The organism is Azospirillum sp. OGB3 (assembly GCF_014192915.1).
Taxonomy (GTDB): Bacteria; Pseudomonadota; Alphaproteobacteria; order Azospirillales; family Azospirillaceae; genus Azospirillum.
The window spans coordinates 214,832-230,705 of the sequence record NZ_JACHYN010000004.1 but is presented as its reverse complement, the minus strand read 5'-3'; the positions used below and the strand labels follow the sequence as shown (position 1 = coordinate 230,705).

The 15,874-nt window shown below is 67.3% G+C and carries 13 protein-coding genes, 1 tRNA gene and 1 pseudogene; 5 read left to right on the top strand and 10 right to left on the bottom strand.

Annotation, left to right across the window (positions count from 1 at the left end):
- Positions 1-2: 2 nt before the first annotated feature.
- From FHW79_RS11275 to FHW79_RS11235, 10 genes and pseudogenes are all read right to left on the bottom strand, one after another.
- Positions 3-1,202 (bottom strand): ABC transporter substrate binding protein, encoded by a 1,200-nt coding sequence (locus FHW79_RS11275; RefSeq protein ID WP_183179002.1) that lies wholly within the window; start codon positions 1,200-1,202, stop codon positions 3-5.
- A complete protein-coding gene (gene alr, locus FHW79_RS11270; RefSeq protein WP_183179001.1) occupies positions 1,199-2,380 on the bottom strand; it encodes an alanine racemase in 1,182 nt (393 codons plus the stop codon). Before alr ends, FHW79_RS11275 begins: the two co-directional genes overlap by 4 nt.
- Entirely contained in the window at positions 2,377-3,441 is a 1,065-nt protein-coding gene (locus FHW79_RS11265) for a patatin-like phospholipase family protein (RefSeq protein ID WP_183179000.1), read from the bottom strand. The genes alr and FHW79_RS11265 overlap by 4 nt, the downstream gene beginning before the upstream one ends.
- An 88-nt stretch (positions 3,442-3,529) precedes the next feature.
- Positions 3,530-4,372, bottom strand: a complete 843-nt coding sequence (locus FHW79_RS11260) for a sigma-70 family RNA polymerase sigma factor (RefSeq protein ID WP_247884302.1) — start codon at positions 4,370-4,372, stop codon at positions 3,530-3,532.
- Positions 4,373-4,733: 361 nt separating this feature from the next.
- Positions 4,734-4,809 (bottom strand) — tRNA-Trp (locus tag FHW79_RS11255).
- 367 nt (positions 4,810-5,176) lie between these two features.
- A pseudogene (locus FHW79_RS32625) lies at positions 5,177-5,344 on the bottom strand (IS110 family transposase); the annotation flags it as partial.
- Between the two features lie 138 nt (positions 5,345-5,482).
- On the bottom strand, positions 5,483-6,097 hold the full coding sequence (locus FHW79_RS11250; protein ID WP_183178999.1) for a DAK2 domain-containing protein: 615 nt from the start codon (positions 6,095-6,097) through the stop codon (positions 5,483-5,485).
- A 2-nt stretch (positions 6,098-6,099) separates the two neighbouring features.
- The gene (locus FHW79_RS11245; RefSeq protein ID WP_183178998.1) at positions 6,100-7,098 is read right to left on the bottom strand and encodes a dihydroxyacetone kinase subunit DhaK; all 999 of its coding nucleotides are present in this window, start codon (positions 7,096-7,098) and stop codon (positions 6,100-6,102) included.
- Positions 7,099-7,236: 138 nt separating this feature from the next.
- On the bottom strand, positions 7,237-8,043 hold the full coding sequence (locus tag FHW79_RS11240) for an IclR family transcriptional regulator (protein WP_183178997.1): 807 nt from the start codon (positions 8,041-8,043) through the stop codon (positions 7,237-7,239).
- 220 nt (positions 8,044-8,263) lie between these two features.
- Complete coding sequence (locus tag FHW79_RS11235) at positions 8,264-9,178, bottom strand: dihydrodipicolinate synthase family protein (protein WP_183178996.1); 915 nt, start codon at positions 9,176-9,178, stop codon at positions 8,264-8,266.
- Between the two features lie 227 nt (positions 9,179-9,405).
- Between FHW79_RS11235 and FHW79_RS11230 the strand changes: the two genes are divergently transcribed.
- From FHW79_RS11230 to FHW79_RS11210, 5 genes are all read left to right on the top strand, one after another.
- Positions 9,406-10,359: a tripartite tricarboxylate transporter substrate binding protein gene (locus FHW79_RS11230; RefSeq protein WP_247884301.1), complete on the top strand. Its 954-nt coding sequence runs from the start codon at positions 9,406-9,408 to the stop codon at positions 10,357-10,359.
- Positions 10,360-10,409: 50 nt separating this feature from the next.
- Positions 10,410-11,372, top strand: a complete 963-nt coding sequence (locus FHW79_RS11225; RefSeq protein WP_183178994.1) for a tripartite tricarboxylate transporter substrate binding protein — start codon at positions 10,410-10,412, stop codon at positions 11,370-11,372.
- Positions 11,373-11,427: 55 nt separating this feature from the next.
- Positions 11,428-11,913 (top strand): tripartite tricarboxylate transporter TctB family protein, encoded by a 486-nt coding sequence (locus tag FHW79_RS11220; RefSeq protein ID WP_183178993.1) that lies wholly within the window; start codon positions 11,428-11,430, stop codon positions 11,911-11,913.
- Entirely contained in the window at positions 11,907-13,409 is a 1,503-nt protein-coding gene (locus FHW79_RS11215; protein ID WP_183178992.1) for a tripartite tricarboxylate transporter permease, read from the top strand. Before FHW79_RS11220 ends, FHW79_RS11215 begins: the two co-directional genes overlap by 7 nt.
- Before the next feature lie 379 nt (positions 13,410-13,788).
- Entirely contained in the window at positions 13,789-15,723 is a 1,935-nt protein-coding gene (locus FHW79_RS11210) for a sigma-54-dependent Fis family transcriptional regulator (RefSeq protein WP_183178991.1), read from the top strand.
- Positions 15,724-15,874: the final 151 nt, after the last annotated feature.

The following is a 15,874-nucleotide window of genomic DNA, read 5'->3' as shown; positions in this document are numbered from 1 at the left end:
GGCTAGAGCACTCCGTGCAGTGAGTCCGCCGCCAGCAGCGCCGGAAAGGGAATGCGGTAGCCGATGGCCGCCGCGGTCGCCGCATTCCAGGCGATGGAGGGCGTGTCGAAATAGACCTGCGGCAGGTGGCGCAACGGCTCGCCGGCCATGACGCGGGCGATGGTGGCGGCACCGAAATGGCCGATGCCCGCCATGTCGGCGCGGGCGATGCTCATCAGCGCGCCGCGCTCCACCTCCTCCGGGCCGAGCTGCGAAAAGGTCGGGATGCGCCGTTTCAGGAAGGGCCGGACCAGCGAGGAGAAACGGTCCAGCGGCCAGCGCCCGTAGGTGATGTAGACGGCATCCGCCTCGCGCGACAGCCCGTCCCAGGCGGCGGTCAGATCGACCTCGTAGCGGTATTGGTCGAGGTGGTCGATCGGCGCGCGGACGTGCCGCCGCACCAGCGCGAAGCCGAGCCGCTCGGCCGACGCCTCGATGTCGGGCAGGGAGGCGATGGCCCGCCCCGTCGGGCTGTCGTCGTAGGCGATGCCCAGACGTTGGAACCGGAAGGTCCTGTGGAAAATGGCCAGCTGGCGCTGGAACCGCCGCGGGTCGAGATGCGCCCACACATGGTCGCGCCCGGTGTCGGCTTCCGACGCGACGATCCCGGCGGCGACCGGGTTGGTGCAGGAGAAGGTGAGGACCGGCACCCGGTGGGCGTCGGTCGCCAGGGCGACGCCGGCGACCGTTCCCATGACGATCATCAGGTCGATGTCGCCCGGGTCCCGCAGACGGCTCACCAGCGCGGCGGTGCCGTCGGGGGTCAGGTTGGTGGCGTGGGCGTCGGCGACGAAGTCGAGAACCGGGCTGCCGGCGTGCGTCGCCAGCCAGGACCACAGGGCGGCGGTGTCGGTCTGCCCCGGACGGTAGGGCATGCCCGTCAGCGCGCCGGTCCAGCCCATCCGCTCCAGCTCGCCGAGGATGGCGGCGAGCGTCGCGGCGTAGTTGCCGTAGGGCATGGATTCGGCGTAGCCGACACGCCAGCGCCGCGGCACGTCCCGGGCCGATGGCAAGGGGCGGGGGGCGGCCAGGAGCGCGGGCGACGAGCAGAGGGCGCCAAGGCCGGCGGCGGCCCCGGCCATCCAGCCGCGGCGGGTGATCGCCGCGGTTCTCGGTTGGTCCGGAAGGGTTCGACGTCCGGGCGGCGGGAAGGCTGGGCTCATTCCGTCTGCTCCTCCCCCGTGGCGCTGGTCCGGTAGCGGCGGACGACCCGCGGTCCGAGAAGCGGGACCGCGCTGGGGCGCAGCCCGGACCGCGCGGCGATGTCCTCCGTGGTGATCCGGTGATCGCCCTGCCGCCCGATCAGCACGGCCTCGTCGCCCGGCTGGACGCCGGGAATGTCCGTCACGTCGGCCAGCAAGCCGCTCATGAAGGGGCGCCCCAGGACCGGCGCCGGGCGGCCCCGGATCAGCAGGACCCCGCCGGCCAGCCGGTGCAGATGGTGGCCGTCGGCGAAGCCGAAGGGCAGAACCGCCACCGGCGTGCGCCGAGATGCGGCGCTGGCGGCGGCGTAATCGGCGACGTCGCCCGGCTCCAGCGCCGTCACGCGGGTGACGCGGGCCTTGACGCTCATCACCGGGGCGAGGGGGAGGGGCGGGTCGCCATCCGCCATGCGGATGCCGAACAGGGCGGCGCCGCAGCGCACCGCCGTGCAGCCGATGCGCGCCGCGGCCGCGGTCAGCAGGGGCCGGCCGAAGGCCGGGCTGCTCAGCGCATGGACCAATGGCGGCAGCAACCCGGCGGCCCGCGCCGCGCCGACCGCCGCGCCGAAGCGGTCCAGCTCCGCCAGGCCGCCGTCCTCGTAAGGGCCGTAGGCGCCGGACAGGTGCGTGTAGAGACCCTCCAGCCGCAGCGCCGGTGCGGCGGCGACCGCGGCCAGCACGTCGGTCAGGCCCGCCTGCGGCGCCCCGAAGCCGGCGAAGCCGGTGTCCACCCGGACATGCACGTCGACCGTCCGGCCGGCGCGGTTGGCGGCGGTGGCGAGCGCCCGCGCCTCGGCCGTGCTGGTCACGGTGGCGCCCAGCCGGTGCAGGGCGGGCAACCGGAGCTGGCTGGGCAGCGGCGGGTCGATCACCAGGACGGGGGCGGTGACGCCGGCCCGCCGCAGGGTGATGCCCTCGCCCATGTCGGCGACCACCAGCCCGTCGATCCCGAACCGCTGGAGCGCCCGCCCGACCGGCCCGGCACCATGACCGTAGGCGTCCGCCTTCACCACCCCGAAGACGGCCTGCCCGGGGGGAAGGCCGAGGCGCAGCCGTTCCAGGTTCCGGCCGAGGGCGTGCAGATCGATGTCCGCCCAGGCGGTGGTGCTGCCCCGCCGGCCCGTCCGTGTTCCCGTCATGCAAGGAACTTCGCGCTGATGTCGGTCGAGGACTCCTTGCCGATCCGGTCGAAATGCTGATCCAGAAACTCCTCGGCCTTGTGGCGGCCCGTTTCGAACATGTACATCAGGAAGTCCCAATCAGCGTTCAACTTGCTGGTGACGCCCAGCTTCTCCACCACCTCCTCGGCGTCGACGGTGTGGATGTGCATCTTCTTGTGCTTTTCCGGGCTCAGCTCGCCGGAGTCGATCAGCTTGGAGACGAAGTCGACGACGCGCAGCTCGCGCATCATGCTGGAGTTGAAGCTGAGCGTGTTGACGCGGTCCATGATCTCGCGGGCGGTGCGCGGCGGCACCGGCACGCGAACCGGGTTGATCTGGACGATCAGGATGTCGCGGCTGTCGCACTGGTCGATCAGCGGGAACAGCGGCGGGTTGCCGGAATAGCCGCCGTCCCAGTAGAAGGCGTTGCCGACCTGCACCGCCTGGAACAGGAAGGGCAGGCACGCCGAGGCGAGCACCGCCTCCACCGAGATCTCCTTCGGGCCGAACACCTTCAGCCGGCCGGCGCAGACGTCGGTCGCCGCGATGAAGGTTTTGCAGGCCGGCGCCTTGCGCAGCCGCTTGAAGTCCACCACGTCCGACAGCACGTCGCGCAGCGGGTTCATGTTCATCGGGTTCAGCTCGTACGGCGACATCATGCGCGACAGCGCGTCGAACATCTGCCAGAGCGGGGAGAAATCCATGTTCCCCTTGCTGAACATCTTGTCGAGCGGGGTGGGCTGGAGCGGTCCCTTCTTCGCCTCGTCGGAGATGCGGCGCCAGAACTCGCGCAGCTTGCTCCGCCCCCCCTCAGGACCGCCGATGGTAAGGCCATAGGCGGTGACGGCGCAGTTCATGGCGCCGGCGCTGGTTCCGACGATGCCGTCGATGGTCAGGCGTCCGTCCTCCAGGATGCGGTCGATCACGCCCCAGGTGAAGGAACCGTGGGCGCCGCCACCCTGGAGCGCGAGGTTGATCGGCTTGGCGCCCTTCCGGTTGGCGGGCTGGAGGGCGGGGGCGGGCATGGTCTGGTCGGGCATGGATGGCTCCGGTCGTTGGCGTTCTGGTGGAGGTCGCCAGGGTTGGGAATGCTTGTGGGATCGGTCGCGCCCGGGCTTGCGATGCCCGTCAGAGCGCCGGTTTCATCGCTTTGGGTGGACGCGTTCTGGTCAGCACGCCGTGTTTGGTCGCGCGCCGCGACTGCGGCGTGTCGGGGGGCGGCTTCGCCAGCAGGTCGCGATGGTCGGGAACCGCGCTGCGCAGGTAGCTGCGGATCTGCTGAATCCATTTGCGCGCCAGCTCTTCGGAAATGGACAGTTCCGCGGCGATGTCCGCGTAGGGTTGCTCATCGATGAAGCGCATGCGGGCGGCTTGGCGCATCCGCTCGTCCCTGATGCCGTCGAGCGACTCCAGAACCTTGACGAGCAGAGCGCGGTCGGCGTTGGTGCGTTCCGGGTCCATGGCGTCCCGGCCGCTGGTGCCATCGGCGATGGAGGCGATCTCGACGAGGGAACCGACAAGGACAGGATGGCGCTGGTGAGCGCGGTGCCGGTCGATGAAGTGGTTGATGGCGGTGCGCCGCAACCAGGTGCGCGTCTTGATGATGGAACGCGCGTACAGGGGAAGGGATTCGGACAGGTTGATGCAGAGCCCGCTCAGGCAGTCGTGGATCTCCTGCCTGTTCCCTTTGCACAATCTATGGTATGTCCAGAACAGGTCGGTGTAATGGCGGCACCAGAAGACCCAGAAGGCGCTCTGATCCCTGGTCGCGATGCGTTCCAAAAGGCCGGAATCGTCCAGTTCGCAGAGGTTTTCCCCAATGCGGGCATGAAGCCGGGGCGATCCAGCCATGGACAGGGAAGGCCAGGAGCGTTTCGGTTCCCGCTGCCGGTCCAACGCTGTTCCGGCGGGGGTGCCCCCCAGAGGTTGCATTCTTTGCTGCATATGACGTCCCTTGCGCGTTTTGCTCAAGGGACGCTCGCCAAGTTCTGCACGTGAACGAAATGGATATACTTTTTTTCTAAATACCTATGTATTTCGTACAGGGTTATCTAAAAAATGGCCTATTAAATGGCAGCCGTACTATGTCTTGATAATCAAGCCATGGCTATACGCACGCATGTCGGCGCATCGGGTCTATCGCTTGGCGTCGAGGGATGGAAAGGCGGCCAGTAACGCCGTGCGGCACCGCGCCGTTTGGAAGAATAAGGATGAAGATTTATTAACCAAGAAAATGGATTTCTCGGACCAGATGCCGAGAGGTGTTTCCAAATTTCTACAATTCAGGAGGTCTGCGCGGTGGTGCGCGATGCCATTCGAATCCTGCGCCGAATGGCAGGAGTGGAGGGGCTCGAACCCCCAACCCCCGGTTTTGGAGACCGGTGCTCTACCAATTGAGCTACACTCCTGTCGCCGCCTTGCAGCGGGAAGCCGCTTGTAGGCGATTTCAGGGCTGTGCACCAGAAGAAAATTACGATGGTCGCCTGTGCACGGTGCTGTCACGGCAGCGACAGCGGGATGGCGGTGGAACGACCGCAGCCGCATGTCGTTCGACCCTGTTCAGAAGAAACGGTCAGAAAAAATTCACCAAAAAACGTTGCAAACTGACGAATTAACAATAGAAGCCGCCACCTTTCGTGTCTGTGTTGCATATTTTAAAATATAGGTTTCATTTTTAAAATAACAAGGCGACAATCCGGCCTTCTTGAGAGAGGAAGGCTTCAGTGACGGGCGCGGTGTCATGGAATGGTGGAGCCGTGACGCTTCAGGATCGCTTGGCATCAGCTTCATCGTACGCCCCAACGCCGCGATCTCCCGCGCCCAGTGATGCGCCGTACCGCAGGCTTCCAATCCTACCAAACACGGCGACACGCTCTGGAAAAACGTCAGACCCTCGCCCCGGCGTGGCTGTCGGCGGACCACGACCGTTCCATCCGCAGCAATCCCATGGACGGCCCCTCCGAGCTGGTTTCTCCCACGGCATCAGCCTGTCAGCGATTTAAGAAGGTGGAAGGGCCGTCCGCCACATCATCTCATCTCATTAGCGCCTCATTAGCGCCGTCGTGATCGCGGAACCCAACCTCACGTGCCACGCCGACAGACGCTCTCGGTGAGGCGCGCGAAGGCGAGCATGCCGGGATCGTCCATGCCGATGCTCTTGTCGGCATACATGCGGGCACGTCCCATGCGGCAAGGTTCATTCCGGAAGCGGACAAGCGCCTCGTCACAGGCCGCGACCGCCCTTGCGCGGACCCCAGCCTGATCCCCGGCACCGGCCAGGGCCGAGGAAACCGCATCGAGCGCATCGACCACGGTCTTGTCCCCAAGCTTCGCGCCGCCTCGCGCCATAACGGCATCGCGCGCCTGTTCGAGAAGGGGAGCCAGTTCGCTCCAGGGGATTTCGGTCCGTCCCTTCGTCCTCTTCGACATCGTCAGGAGACCGGTCGCGAGCAAGGTGCCAAGGCTCGATCCCGTGGCGGCGGCCGCGGCCTTGGCAAGGATGCCCAAGCTCACCCCGACATCGTCAATCCCATCCATCCGCTGCTCGGCCATGAGATCCAGCACCCGGCGCAACATGCCGCCGGTGTCCCCATCACCGAGCCGGGAGTCGGCCACATTGAGTTCCTGTTCAAGAGTTTTCATGCGCGCGTGTGCGAGGGCGACACCGGCGGCAATGTGCGTGACGGTCAGGTTCATGGTCAACCAACCCTCCAGAAGGGGCAGGACGCCGGGGCGGCGAGAAGCCGTTCCATCTTATCATCGAGGAAGCAAAGGCTGAGCGACACGCCGGCCATTTCCATCGAGGTCACAAAAGGCCCGACCAGGGGCTGGACGACCGCAAGCCCGGCCTTGTCCAGCCGTTCCGCGATGCGCCGGTACAGGATGAAAAGCTCTTCCAGGGGGGTGGCGCCGAGGCTGTTGACCAGAACCGACACGCGATGCCCGCTTCCCTCGGGACGTTCCGCCAGGAGGCGGTCGACCATCTCGTCCGCGACGGCATCCGCCGGCTTGAGCGTGTCGCGCCAGATGCCGGGCTCGCCATGGATGCCGATGCCCATTTCCATTTCGCTTGGGGCGATGCGGAACGACGGCTCCGCCGCACCGGGGATCTGGCAGGGCGCAAGGGCGCAGCCGATGGTCCGCGTCCGCTCCACGGCCTTCGCCGCCGCCGCGGTCACCTCGGCCAGCGAGGCGCCCTCGTCGGCCCGGGCGCCGGCGATCTTGTAGGCGTAGACGATGCCGGCGACGCCGCGCCTCTTGCTGCGTTCTTCGGGGGCGGCGCTGGCGATGTCGTCGGTGCCGAGCACCGTGCTCAGTTCCAGGCCATCGTCCTCCAGGAACTCCCCCGCCATGTCGAAGTTCATGCGGTCGCCACCGTAGTTCCCGTACAGGCGCAGGACACCGCGTCCGCCGTCCGCCGCCTTGATCGCGGCCATGCAGGAATCCACGGTGGGACCCTCGAAGACGTTGCCGATCGAGCAGGCGTCGACGAGACCCGGACCGACATAACCGGTGAACAGGGGCAGGTGCCCGGATCCGCCGCCGGTCACGATGCCGACCTTGCCCGCCCGGGCGCCTTCGGTGCGGCGGATCACCCGCCCCGCCGGTCCATCCCGCGTGAGTGACGGATGGGCCGCGCACAGCCCGTCGAGCATCTCGTCCACATAGTGCGCAGGATCGTTGATCAGCTTCTTCACGATGGATTCCTCCCGTTGCGCCGCGTCCGCGCGCCATGGCAGCCCTCCGCCCGCCGCGCTCCGGCGGCTGGAAGGGTTCGATGGTCGGATGCAGGCTTGTGGGGCTTGGGGCCGGACGCCGGGGCCCGGTCCCGCCCGTTACGTGATGGGTGTGGTGGGCACGGGCGCCATGGCGCTGTCACCGTTGCTGTAGCCCAGCTGGAGCGAAATCGACTCCGCGTGGCTCATGACGACCGGGGCGAGACTCTGCACCCGTTCGTGCGTCATGCGCGTGGCGGGGCCGCTCACGCTCACCGCGGCGAAGACATGCCCGCTGGTGTTGCGGATCGGCGCGGCGACGCAGCGCACGCCGATGTCGATCTCACCGTCGTCGATGGCGTATCCGCGCTGGCGGATCGATGCCAGATCCTCCCTCAGCCGGTCGGGGTCGGTGAGGGTGTTGCGTGTGTAGGCCGGAAGCCCCATCCCAAGGACGCGGTCGATGACCAGGTCCGATTGGAAGGCCAGGGCCGCCTTGCCGACACCGGTGCAATGGCAGGGCGACGCCTCCATCGTGGTCGTCGCGTTGTTCGGGCCGGACCGGCCCCCTGCGCCCCGCTCGATGAAGACCATCTTCATGCCGTCGAAGACGCACAGGTGGACGGTTTCCCGCGACAGGGTGCTGAGCGCGTCCACGTACGGCTTCGCCACGCGGTGCACGTCCATGTTGGCCAGAACGATCGATCCCAGCTCGAAGAGCTTGATGCCGAGCCGGTACTCGTCGCGGCTGTGGTCCTGTTCCAGGAACCCGATTTCCTTGAGCGTGAGAATAAGGCGGTGCGCCGTGCTGCGCGGAAGCTTGGTCCGGCGCGCCACATCGGCAAGCGACAGCCGGCGGTCGACGGTGGAAAAACATTCAAGGACGCTGAGCATCTTTCCAGCTGACTTGATGTTGTTCGTCTTCAAGAATGCCTGTTCCTTCTGCTCCCCTGCCGGACAGGCGTATCGGGCTCGGTCGTTGAGCCCGGTTCCGCCTGCTTCAGGCGCAAGGCGGAGCAAAGATCGGCCAACCGGTCCTCCCGGGTCAAGTCGTGTCGACGCGCTCATCGTCCCTCCCTGGGGATGCCACCCTCGGAAACGCGCTTCCGAGGGTGGCCGGCATTCCGTGGCTTCGGGGCTGGCGCCGCTATTCCGTCGCGGCCGTTGTCGGCGAGGCCTCGTAACGAAGCACCTCGCGCAGGGCGGCATCGATGCGCGCCTTCTGCGCCTCGGTGGCGGCGGGCATCGGCTGGCGCGGGACGCCGACCTCGCAGCCCTGCCGGCTGAGCGAATGCTTGACGCACCCCGGCAGGTTGTCGCCGTTGATCGTGTTCCAGAAGGTCAGCAGGCTCCGGTGGATGTCCAGCGCGCGCGGATGGTCGCCGGCCTGCACGGCGTTCCACAGCGCGACGGTCACGCCGGGCACCGCGGCCGGGTTCGCCGCGATGGTGCCGTGGGCGCCCAGCGCGAAGGACGGGTAAAGAAGCGCGTCGACCGCCGTGAAGACGAGCTTGCCCGGCACCTGCTCGTTCAGCAGATCGGCCATCAGCTTGAGGTCGCCCGCGCTCTGCTTGACGCCGATGACGCTGTCGATCTCCTTCATGATGCGGACCAGCAGCGACGGCGACAGGTAGTTCCAGGGCACCACGTTGTAGATGATGATCGGCACCTGTGTCTCGCCCGCGAGCGTGCGGAAATGCGCCAGCGTCGCGTCCTCGTCGGGTTTGAAGACGTAGTGGACGGGCGTCACCTGCAGGGCCGCCACCGGCAGGTGCGCCATGGCCCTGGCCTTGGCGATGGCGTCGCGGGTGCTGTTGACGATGATGCCCGCAACGACGGGGACGGCGCCGTCGACCTCCTCGCAGGAAATGGCGACGAGACGCGTCAGCTCCTCGGTCGAGAGGGTGTGCCCCTCGCCGGTGCTTCCTCCGACGCAGACGCCGTGGACGCCCTTTTGCAGCATGAACCGCACCTGGGCGCGGAACGCCGCCTCATCGATCTCCCCGTCGGCCGTGAACGGTGTGACCAGAGGGGGGATGATGCCGCTCAGCGAAGTTGACATTTGGACGTTTCCTCTTTGTTTGTCCCACAATGCGGTATTTACGTTCAGCACCCATAACCTGTCAACGCTGATTATCATTGTCAATGCTGGTTATGAAAGTATGTTGGCTTGACGAACATCCCGTATCGTGGGATACGACAGAAAAGGCAGGGCGGCGAACCGCCCTGCGGCATGTCTTGGAGGAGACGCTCATGATGGGACTGCCCACAGGCAGGCTCGGCCGTGGAATGGCGGCCACCGTTGCCATGCTGACGTGTCTTGCGGGGGCCGCTCCGGCTCTTGCCGAATGGCCCGAGCGGCCGGTGACGCTGATCGTCATTGCCGGGGCCGGGGGCGGCAGCGACTACACGATGCGTCTGCTCGCCCGGGAACTCGAAGCCAAGCTCGGCCGCCCCTTCAACGTCGTGAACCAGCCACAGGCGTCGGGCGTCGTCGGGATGACGACCTACACGACGGCCAAGCCCGACGGCTACACGCTGGGCCAGATCGCCCCGTTCGCCCAGTACAGGCTGCTGGGACAGGCCGATTTCACGTCGGCGAGCTACACCCCGATCGCCCAGTTCAACGCCGATCCCGCGGCGGTGCACGTTGCGCAGAACTCCCCGCTGAAGAGCGTGGCGGACATCGTGGCCAAGCTGAAGGCGGACCCCGGCTCGCTCCGCATCTCGTGCGGCGGCACGTGCAACGCCAGTTGGGACATTCCCTTCATCTCCCTGCTTCTCGACCAGGGCGTCGATGCCAAACGGCTCAATCTGATTCCCGCCGCCGGGTCGGCGGCCGGACTGCAGGAACTGGCCTCCGGCGGCGTCGATGTCGTCCTGTGCTCGCTTCCCGAGGTTGACGCGCTGCGCGACGCGGGCCGGGTCCGCAGCATCGCGGTGATGAGCGAGACGCGGGTCGAGGGCTACCCGGACGTCGCCACCGTCGGCGAACAGGTCGGGAAGCCGTACAGTGGCGGCACTTGGCGCGGTCTGGCCGGCCCCCCCGGCATGGACCCTGCGCTCGTGGCACGGATCGAATCCGCGGTGAAGGACGCGTTCGAGAGCGACCGCTTCCAGCACGAGATGAAGGCGCGCCGGTTCGGGGCGGCCTGGCTTGGACGGAGCGAGCTGAAGGCCTTCATGGAGCAGCACGAGCAGGAGACCGCACGCGCGATCAACGCCGTCGGGTACAACAAGTAGATATCGATCCGATGGCGCACGCGCCTCGGACGGCAACGGGAGGAAAATCCATGCGTTTCAGCGTTCTTGCATCCGTCCTGATGGCTTTCGCCGGGCTGGCCGGCACGGCGCAGGCCGAATACCCCGAGCGCCCGGTCACCATCATCGTTCCGGCGGCGGCCGGCGGCGGCGGCGACACGACGACCCGCATCCTGGCACGGGAACTGAAAGAGATCCTTGGGCAGCCCATCACCATCGTCAACCAGGGCCAGGGGGGCGGCGTGGTCGGCCTGACGGCGATCAAGAACGCCACGCCCGACGGCTACACTGTCGGGTTGCTCTTCCCGTACGCCGGGTACAAGGCGACGGGACAAGCCGACTTTTCGGCCAGGGACTTCACGCCGATCGCCAACTTCAACGGTGATTCCTCCTCCCTTCTGGTCGGTTCCGGGTCCCGCTTCAAGGACCTGAAGACGGCCCTGGAGGCGATCAAGGCCGCCCCGGGCACCTTCAAGATTCATTGCAGCGGCGGCTGCGGCAGCGTGTGGGACATCCCGGTGGCCGGCATGATGCTCGACTATGGGATCGACGTTGCCGCGATCAAATGGGTGCCGGGCCAGGGCGCCGCACCCGGCCTCATAGAACTCGCGGCGGGCGGCGTGGATTTCCAGACCGCCTCCCTTCCCGAGGCGTCCGCCCTGATGTCGGCCGGCCGCGTGCGTCCCCTGGCCGTTCTGAGCCCCGAGCCGGTGCCCGGATTCCCCGACGCCCCCACCACCACGCAGTCCATCGGCACCGCCGTCGACGGGGGAACGTGGCGGGCCCTCGGCGGTCCGGCCGGAATGCCGGGCGATGTGGTCGCGAAATTGGACGCCGCGGTCGCCAAGGCGACGCAGAGCACGGCGTACAAGGACGCCATGGCGAAGGCGAATTTCGGGGTCAAGTACCTGAACGGCAAGCAGCTTGAGGAGCTGATGCTGCGGCACGAGAAGGACACCGCCCGCGTCATGGACGCCCTCGGTTACGGCAAGTGATCGGCGGGGAGCCGGGCAAACCATGCATTCCTTCTGACGGTGGAGGCTATCCGCCATGAAAGTTCAAGACGTCCTCGTCGGTCTGTTCTTCATCGTGATCGGCATCCTGATGATCGACCACGCAGCCGACCTGAAGCCGCCGCGCCACCTCAAGTTCGGCCCCGGATTCTTCCCGCTGATCATCGGCTCGGGGCTGATCCTCGTCGGAGGGGCCATCGCTCTGCTCGGCCTCCGCACCTTGCGCACCGAACCCCTCTGGCACCGGCCGGAGTGGTCGCGGACCCGGCAGGGATGGGTGCGGTTCTGCTCCATCCCCGCCGCGATCGCCCTCTACGTGCTGATCGTCGACGCAGCCGGCTTCCTGCTCACCGCCGTCCTGGTGATGGTCCTCGTGCTGACCGTATCCGGTGAGCCCCTGCGCCGCAGCCTGCCGGCGGGAGCCGTCACCGCGGTCGTGCTGACGGCGATCTTCGCCTCCGTGCTCCACGTACCCCTGCCGTGGGGACCGCTTCAGACCATTTCGGGGTGGCTGCTATGGTGATCCTAACGGACGTCCTCGGCGTCCTGCTCGACGTCCACCTGCTGCTGGTGATCGTCGCTTCGGCCATCTACGGGCTGGTGCTGGGGGCGATCCCCGGCCTCACCGCGCTGATGGCCACGGCCCTGCTGGTGCCGGTCGTCATGTTCATGGAACCCGTTCCGGCGATCGCGGCCATCATCACGTCCTCCGCCATGGCCATCTTTGCCGGCGACATCCCGGGTGCGCTCATGCGCATGCCGGGCACGCCGGCGTCGGCGGCCTACACCGACGACGCGTACAGCCTGACCCGTGAGGGCAAGGCCGGATTGTCCCTCGGAGCCGGCCTGTTCTCCTCGGTTCTGGGGGGCCTGCTGAGCGCCCTGGTTCTGACCTTGGCGGCCCCGAACCTCGCCGAACTGGCGCTTCAGTTCAGCAGCGTGGAGTATTTCTGGCTCGCGGTTCTGGGCCTCAGCTGCGCGACCTTCGTCGGCGGCTCGTCGCTTCTCAAGGGGGTGGCATCCCTGCTGTTCGGGCTGGGGCTGTCGACCATTGGCATGGACCCGGTCTCCGGAACCCCCCGCTTCACCTTCGGCGTCACCAACCTGCTCGGCGGCCTCGGCCTGATTCCGCTGCTCATCGGCGTGTTCGCGATCTCCGAGCTGCTGCGCACCGTGACGCTTCCGCCAACCGACGAACGGCGGGCGCAGCCGGCGGTCGGCTCGGTCAGCGCCGGGATGGGGCGCCTGATGTGGCGACACCGCCGCGAGGTCCTGCGCGGAAGCACGCTGGGAACGCTCGTCGGCGCCCTGCCGGGGGCCGGTGCGGACATCGCCGCATGGATCTCCTACGCGGTCACCCGCCGGTCGCAAAAGGGCAAGGATCCGAACGCCCTCGACCAGAAAGTCGAACGCCTCGTCTCCGCCGGCGCGGCGAACAACGCCGCCCTGGGGGGAGCCTACATCCCGGCGACCGTGTTCGGAATCCCGGGCGACGCGATCACCGCCATCGTGATCAGCGTCATGTTCCTCAAGGGCCTCAACCCCGGCCCGACCATCTTTCTCAACAACCCGACGGCGATCTACTCGATCTTCGCGATCTTCTTCGTCGCGAACGTCCTGATGATCCCGTTGGGCATCCTGTGCATCCGCACCTTCGGCCTGATCCTGAAGGTGCCGAGGACCTATCTGACACCGATCATCCTGCTCTTCTGCATCGTCGGGGCCTTCTCGGTCGAGAACACGCTGTTCGCAGTCGGAATCATCGCCATTGTCGGTTTGCTCGGCTATTTCATGGAAGCCAACGACATCCCCATGGCTCCGGCGGTGCTCGGTCTGATCCTCGGGCCTGTGATCGAGCAGACTTTCATGACGTCCATGCTGAAGAGCGGCGGAGAGGTGTCCGTGTTCTTCGACCGCCCGCTCGCCATCGCCCTCGCGGTGGTGACCCTCGGCTCCTGGGCGCTGGCGGGCGCCTTGAAGCTCGTGGACGCAGCCAAGGCGCGCCCCGTCCTGACGTGACGCATCGCGGCCGCTCTTCATCATGACCACGCGCGGAGGGCCCCCAGGAGTCCTCCGCGCTGCGGTTCCATCACCCCCTGACAGGACCGTGCCATGACGATTACGGGCGAGACACTGATCGGCGGCGGCGAGGATGGGGTGGGGCGCGTCTGGGCGTTGGCCTGGGAGGCGTTCGACACCGTTCGTGAAGCAGGCCCGGGACGGGAGTGTCCGGAATCGCGTGCCCGGCGGGGCGGGGCGGGTGTCGGACGTTGATCGGGGCGCGGCACAGGCGCCTGCAATACCATTGCACAAATTGCCTGTCCGACGATGCGCTTGATATATTGCTCCGATTTGACCGACCAGATCAGAGCGCTTGCGCTCCAGGGAGGATACGCTGATGGAGAACGCCAAAGCGGCGCACATCAACGAATTGGTCCGCGTCTCGGAAGGGATCGCGTCGAAGCGCGACGCCATCATCACCGCATCCTGGCGCCGCTGCGTGGCCGATCACAAGCTGGACCCGACCGTCCGGCGCGAGGCCTACATCCTGCCGCACGAGCGTCTGTGCCTGCACCGCGACGCGATGGACGAGTTCCTGCGCATGGCCCGCTTCGGTCTGGAGGCGCTGTATCACCAAGTGGCCGGCATGGGCTACGCCCTGCTGCTGACCGACAGCAACGGCGTCACCGTCGACTTCATCGGCGACCGGGCGTCGGACGACGACCTGCGCCGGACCGGCCTCTATCTCGGCGCGGACTGGAACGAGGGCCGGGCCGGCACCTGCGCGGTCGGCACCTGCATCGCCACGGGCGAGGCGTTGACCGTCCACCAGACCGACCATTTCGACGCGACCCACATTCCCCTCACCTGCACGGCGGCCCCGGTGTTCCACAGCGGCGGCGGGCTTGCAGCGGTGCTGGACATCTCCGCGCTCCGTTCGCCGGAGCCCAAGATCAGCCAGTATCTGGCCCTTCAACTGGTCAAGGCCTACGCGCACAAGATCGAGAACGCCAACCTCTACAACAATTTCCGCCGGGAGTGGGTGGTCAAGCTCTCCGCCTCCCAGGAGTTCGCGGAAGTCGATCCGGACTTCGTGATCGCGCTGGACGGCGCGGGGCGGATCATCGGCTTCAACCACCGCGCGTGGCAACTGCTGGCCGGCGAGGGGGAGGGCCGGGAGCATCTGATCGGACGATCCTTCTCCGACCTGTTCGACTGCCAGGTGGACGACCTGGTGCGGTTCGTGCGCTCTCTGCCGACCGACCAGCGCACCCTCCGCCTGCGGCGCAGTGGGATGCCCCTGTTCGCGCAGGCGATGCCGCCGCCGGCCATCGCCGTCCCGCGCCCACGCAAAGGAGACGAGGGAAGCCTGCCCAAGCCGCTCCAGGCGATGTGCGGCGGTGATCCGGCGCTGGAGGCGGTGCTGACGCGCGCGGCGAAGCTGGTGAACACGCGGATGAGCCTGCTGATCCACGGCGAGACCGGCACCGGCAAGGAACACCTCGCCAAGGCCCTGCACCAGTCGAGCGTGCGCGCCGCCAAGCCCTTCGTCGCCGTGAACTGCGCCGCGCTGCCGGAAGCGCTGATCGAGAGCGAGTTGTTCGGCCATGAACCCGGCTCCTTCACCGGGGCCACGTCGCGGGGCAAGAAGGGGCTGATCCTGGAGGCGGACGGCGGGACGCTGTTCCTGGACGAGATCGGCGACATGCCGCTGTCCTCGCAGACACGCCTGCTGCGCGTCCTGGCGGAGCGGGAGGTCACCCCCATCGGCCGCACCAAGGCGGTGTCGGTGGATGTGCGCGTCATCGCTGCAACCCACCGCGATCTGGTCGAACTGATCAAGGCCGGGACGTTCCGCGACGACTTGTATTTCCGGCTCAACGGCGCGGTGTTCACCGTGCCGCCGCTGCGCCAGCGCGGTGACCTCGACTGGCTGATCGACCGGCTGCTGGCCGAACGGACGGAGCGGGACGGCATCGCCTACACCATCGCCGCTCCGGCACTGGCGGCCCTGCGCGCCCACGGCTGGCCCGGCAACGTGCGCGAACTGGTGAACGCGCTCGACTACGCCTGCGCCGTCTGCACCGACGGGCTGATCGAACTGATGGACATCCCCGACCCCATGCAGCGCAGCGGCGTGTTCGAGGCGTGGTCGGCCGGCGCTCCGACGCCTGCCCCGGACCGCGACGCCGCCGCCGTCCGCCTGCGCGAGGTGCTGCGCCGCCTGCACTGGAACGTGTCGGCGGCGGCACGGGACATGGGCGTGGACCGCTCGACCGTCCACCGCCAGATGCGCCGTTTCGGCATCGTCCCGCCGCACCGGCTGGATTGAGGCATGCAACACCTGTTGCAACGCCCCTGCAACAGGTCATGCAACAGGTGAGGTGATCGCAACACCGCAACTCGTCGCGCAAACCGTTGCGGAACCACGATAGTCAGCCGCACGCACATTTGGCACGGCTCTTGCCACAGACCCCTTCAAA

Coding starts and splice junctions, on each gene's coding strand:
- FHW79_RS11275 (WP_183179002.1), bottom strand. CDS start 1,202: ATGAGCCCAGCCTTCCCGCCGCCCGGACGTCGAACCCTTCCGGACCAA.
- alr (WP_183179001.1), bottom strand. CDS start 2,380: ATGACGGGAACACGGACGGGCCGGCGGGGCAGCACCACCGCCTGGGCG.
- FHW79_RS11265 (WP_183179000.1), bottom strand. CDS start 3,441: ATGCCCGACCAGACCATGCCCGCCCCCGCCCTCCAGCCCGCCAACCGG.
- FHW79_RS11250 (WP_183178999.1), bottom strand. CDS start 6,097: ATGAACCTGACCGTCACGCACATTGCCGCCGGTGTCGCCCTCGCACAC.
- FHW79_RS11235 (WP_183178996.1), bottom strand. CDS start 9,178: ATGTCAACTTCGCTGAGCGGCATCATCCCCCCTCTGGTCACACCGTTC.
- FHW79_RS11230 (WP_247884301.1), top strand. CDS start 9,406: ATGGCGGCCACCGTTGCCATGCTGACGTGTCTTGCGGGGGCCGCTCCG.
- FHW79_RS11225 (WP_183178994.1), top strand. CDS start 10,410: ATGCGTTTCAGCGTTCTTGCATCCGTCCTGATGGCTTTCGCCGGGCTG.
- FHW79_RS11220 (WP_183178993.1), top strand. CDS start 11,428: ATGAAAGTTCAAGACGTCCTCGTCGGTCTGTTCTTCATCGTGATCGGC.
- FHW79_RS11215 (WP_183178992.1), top strand. CDS start 11,907: ATGGTGATCCTAACGGACGTCCTCGGCGTCCTGCTCGACGTCCACCTG.
- FHW79_RS11210 (WP_183178991.1), top strand. CDS start 13,789: ATGGAGAACGCCAAAGCGGCGCACATCAACGAATTGGTCCGCGTCTCG.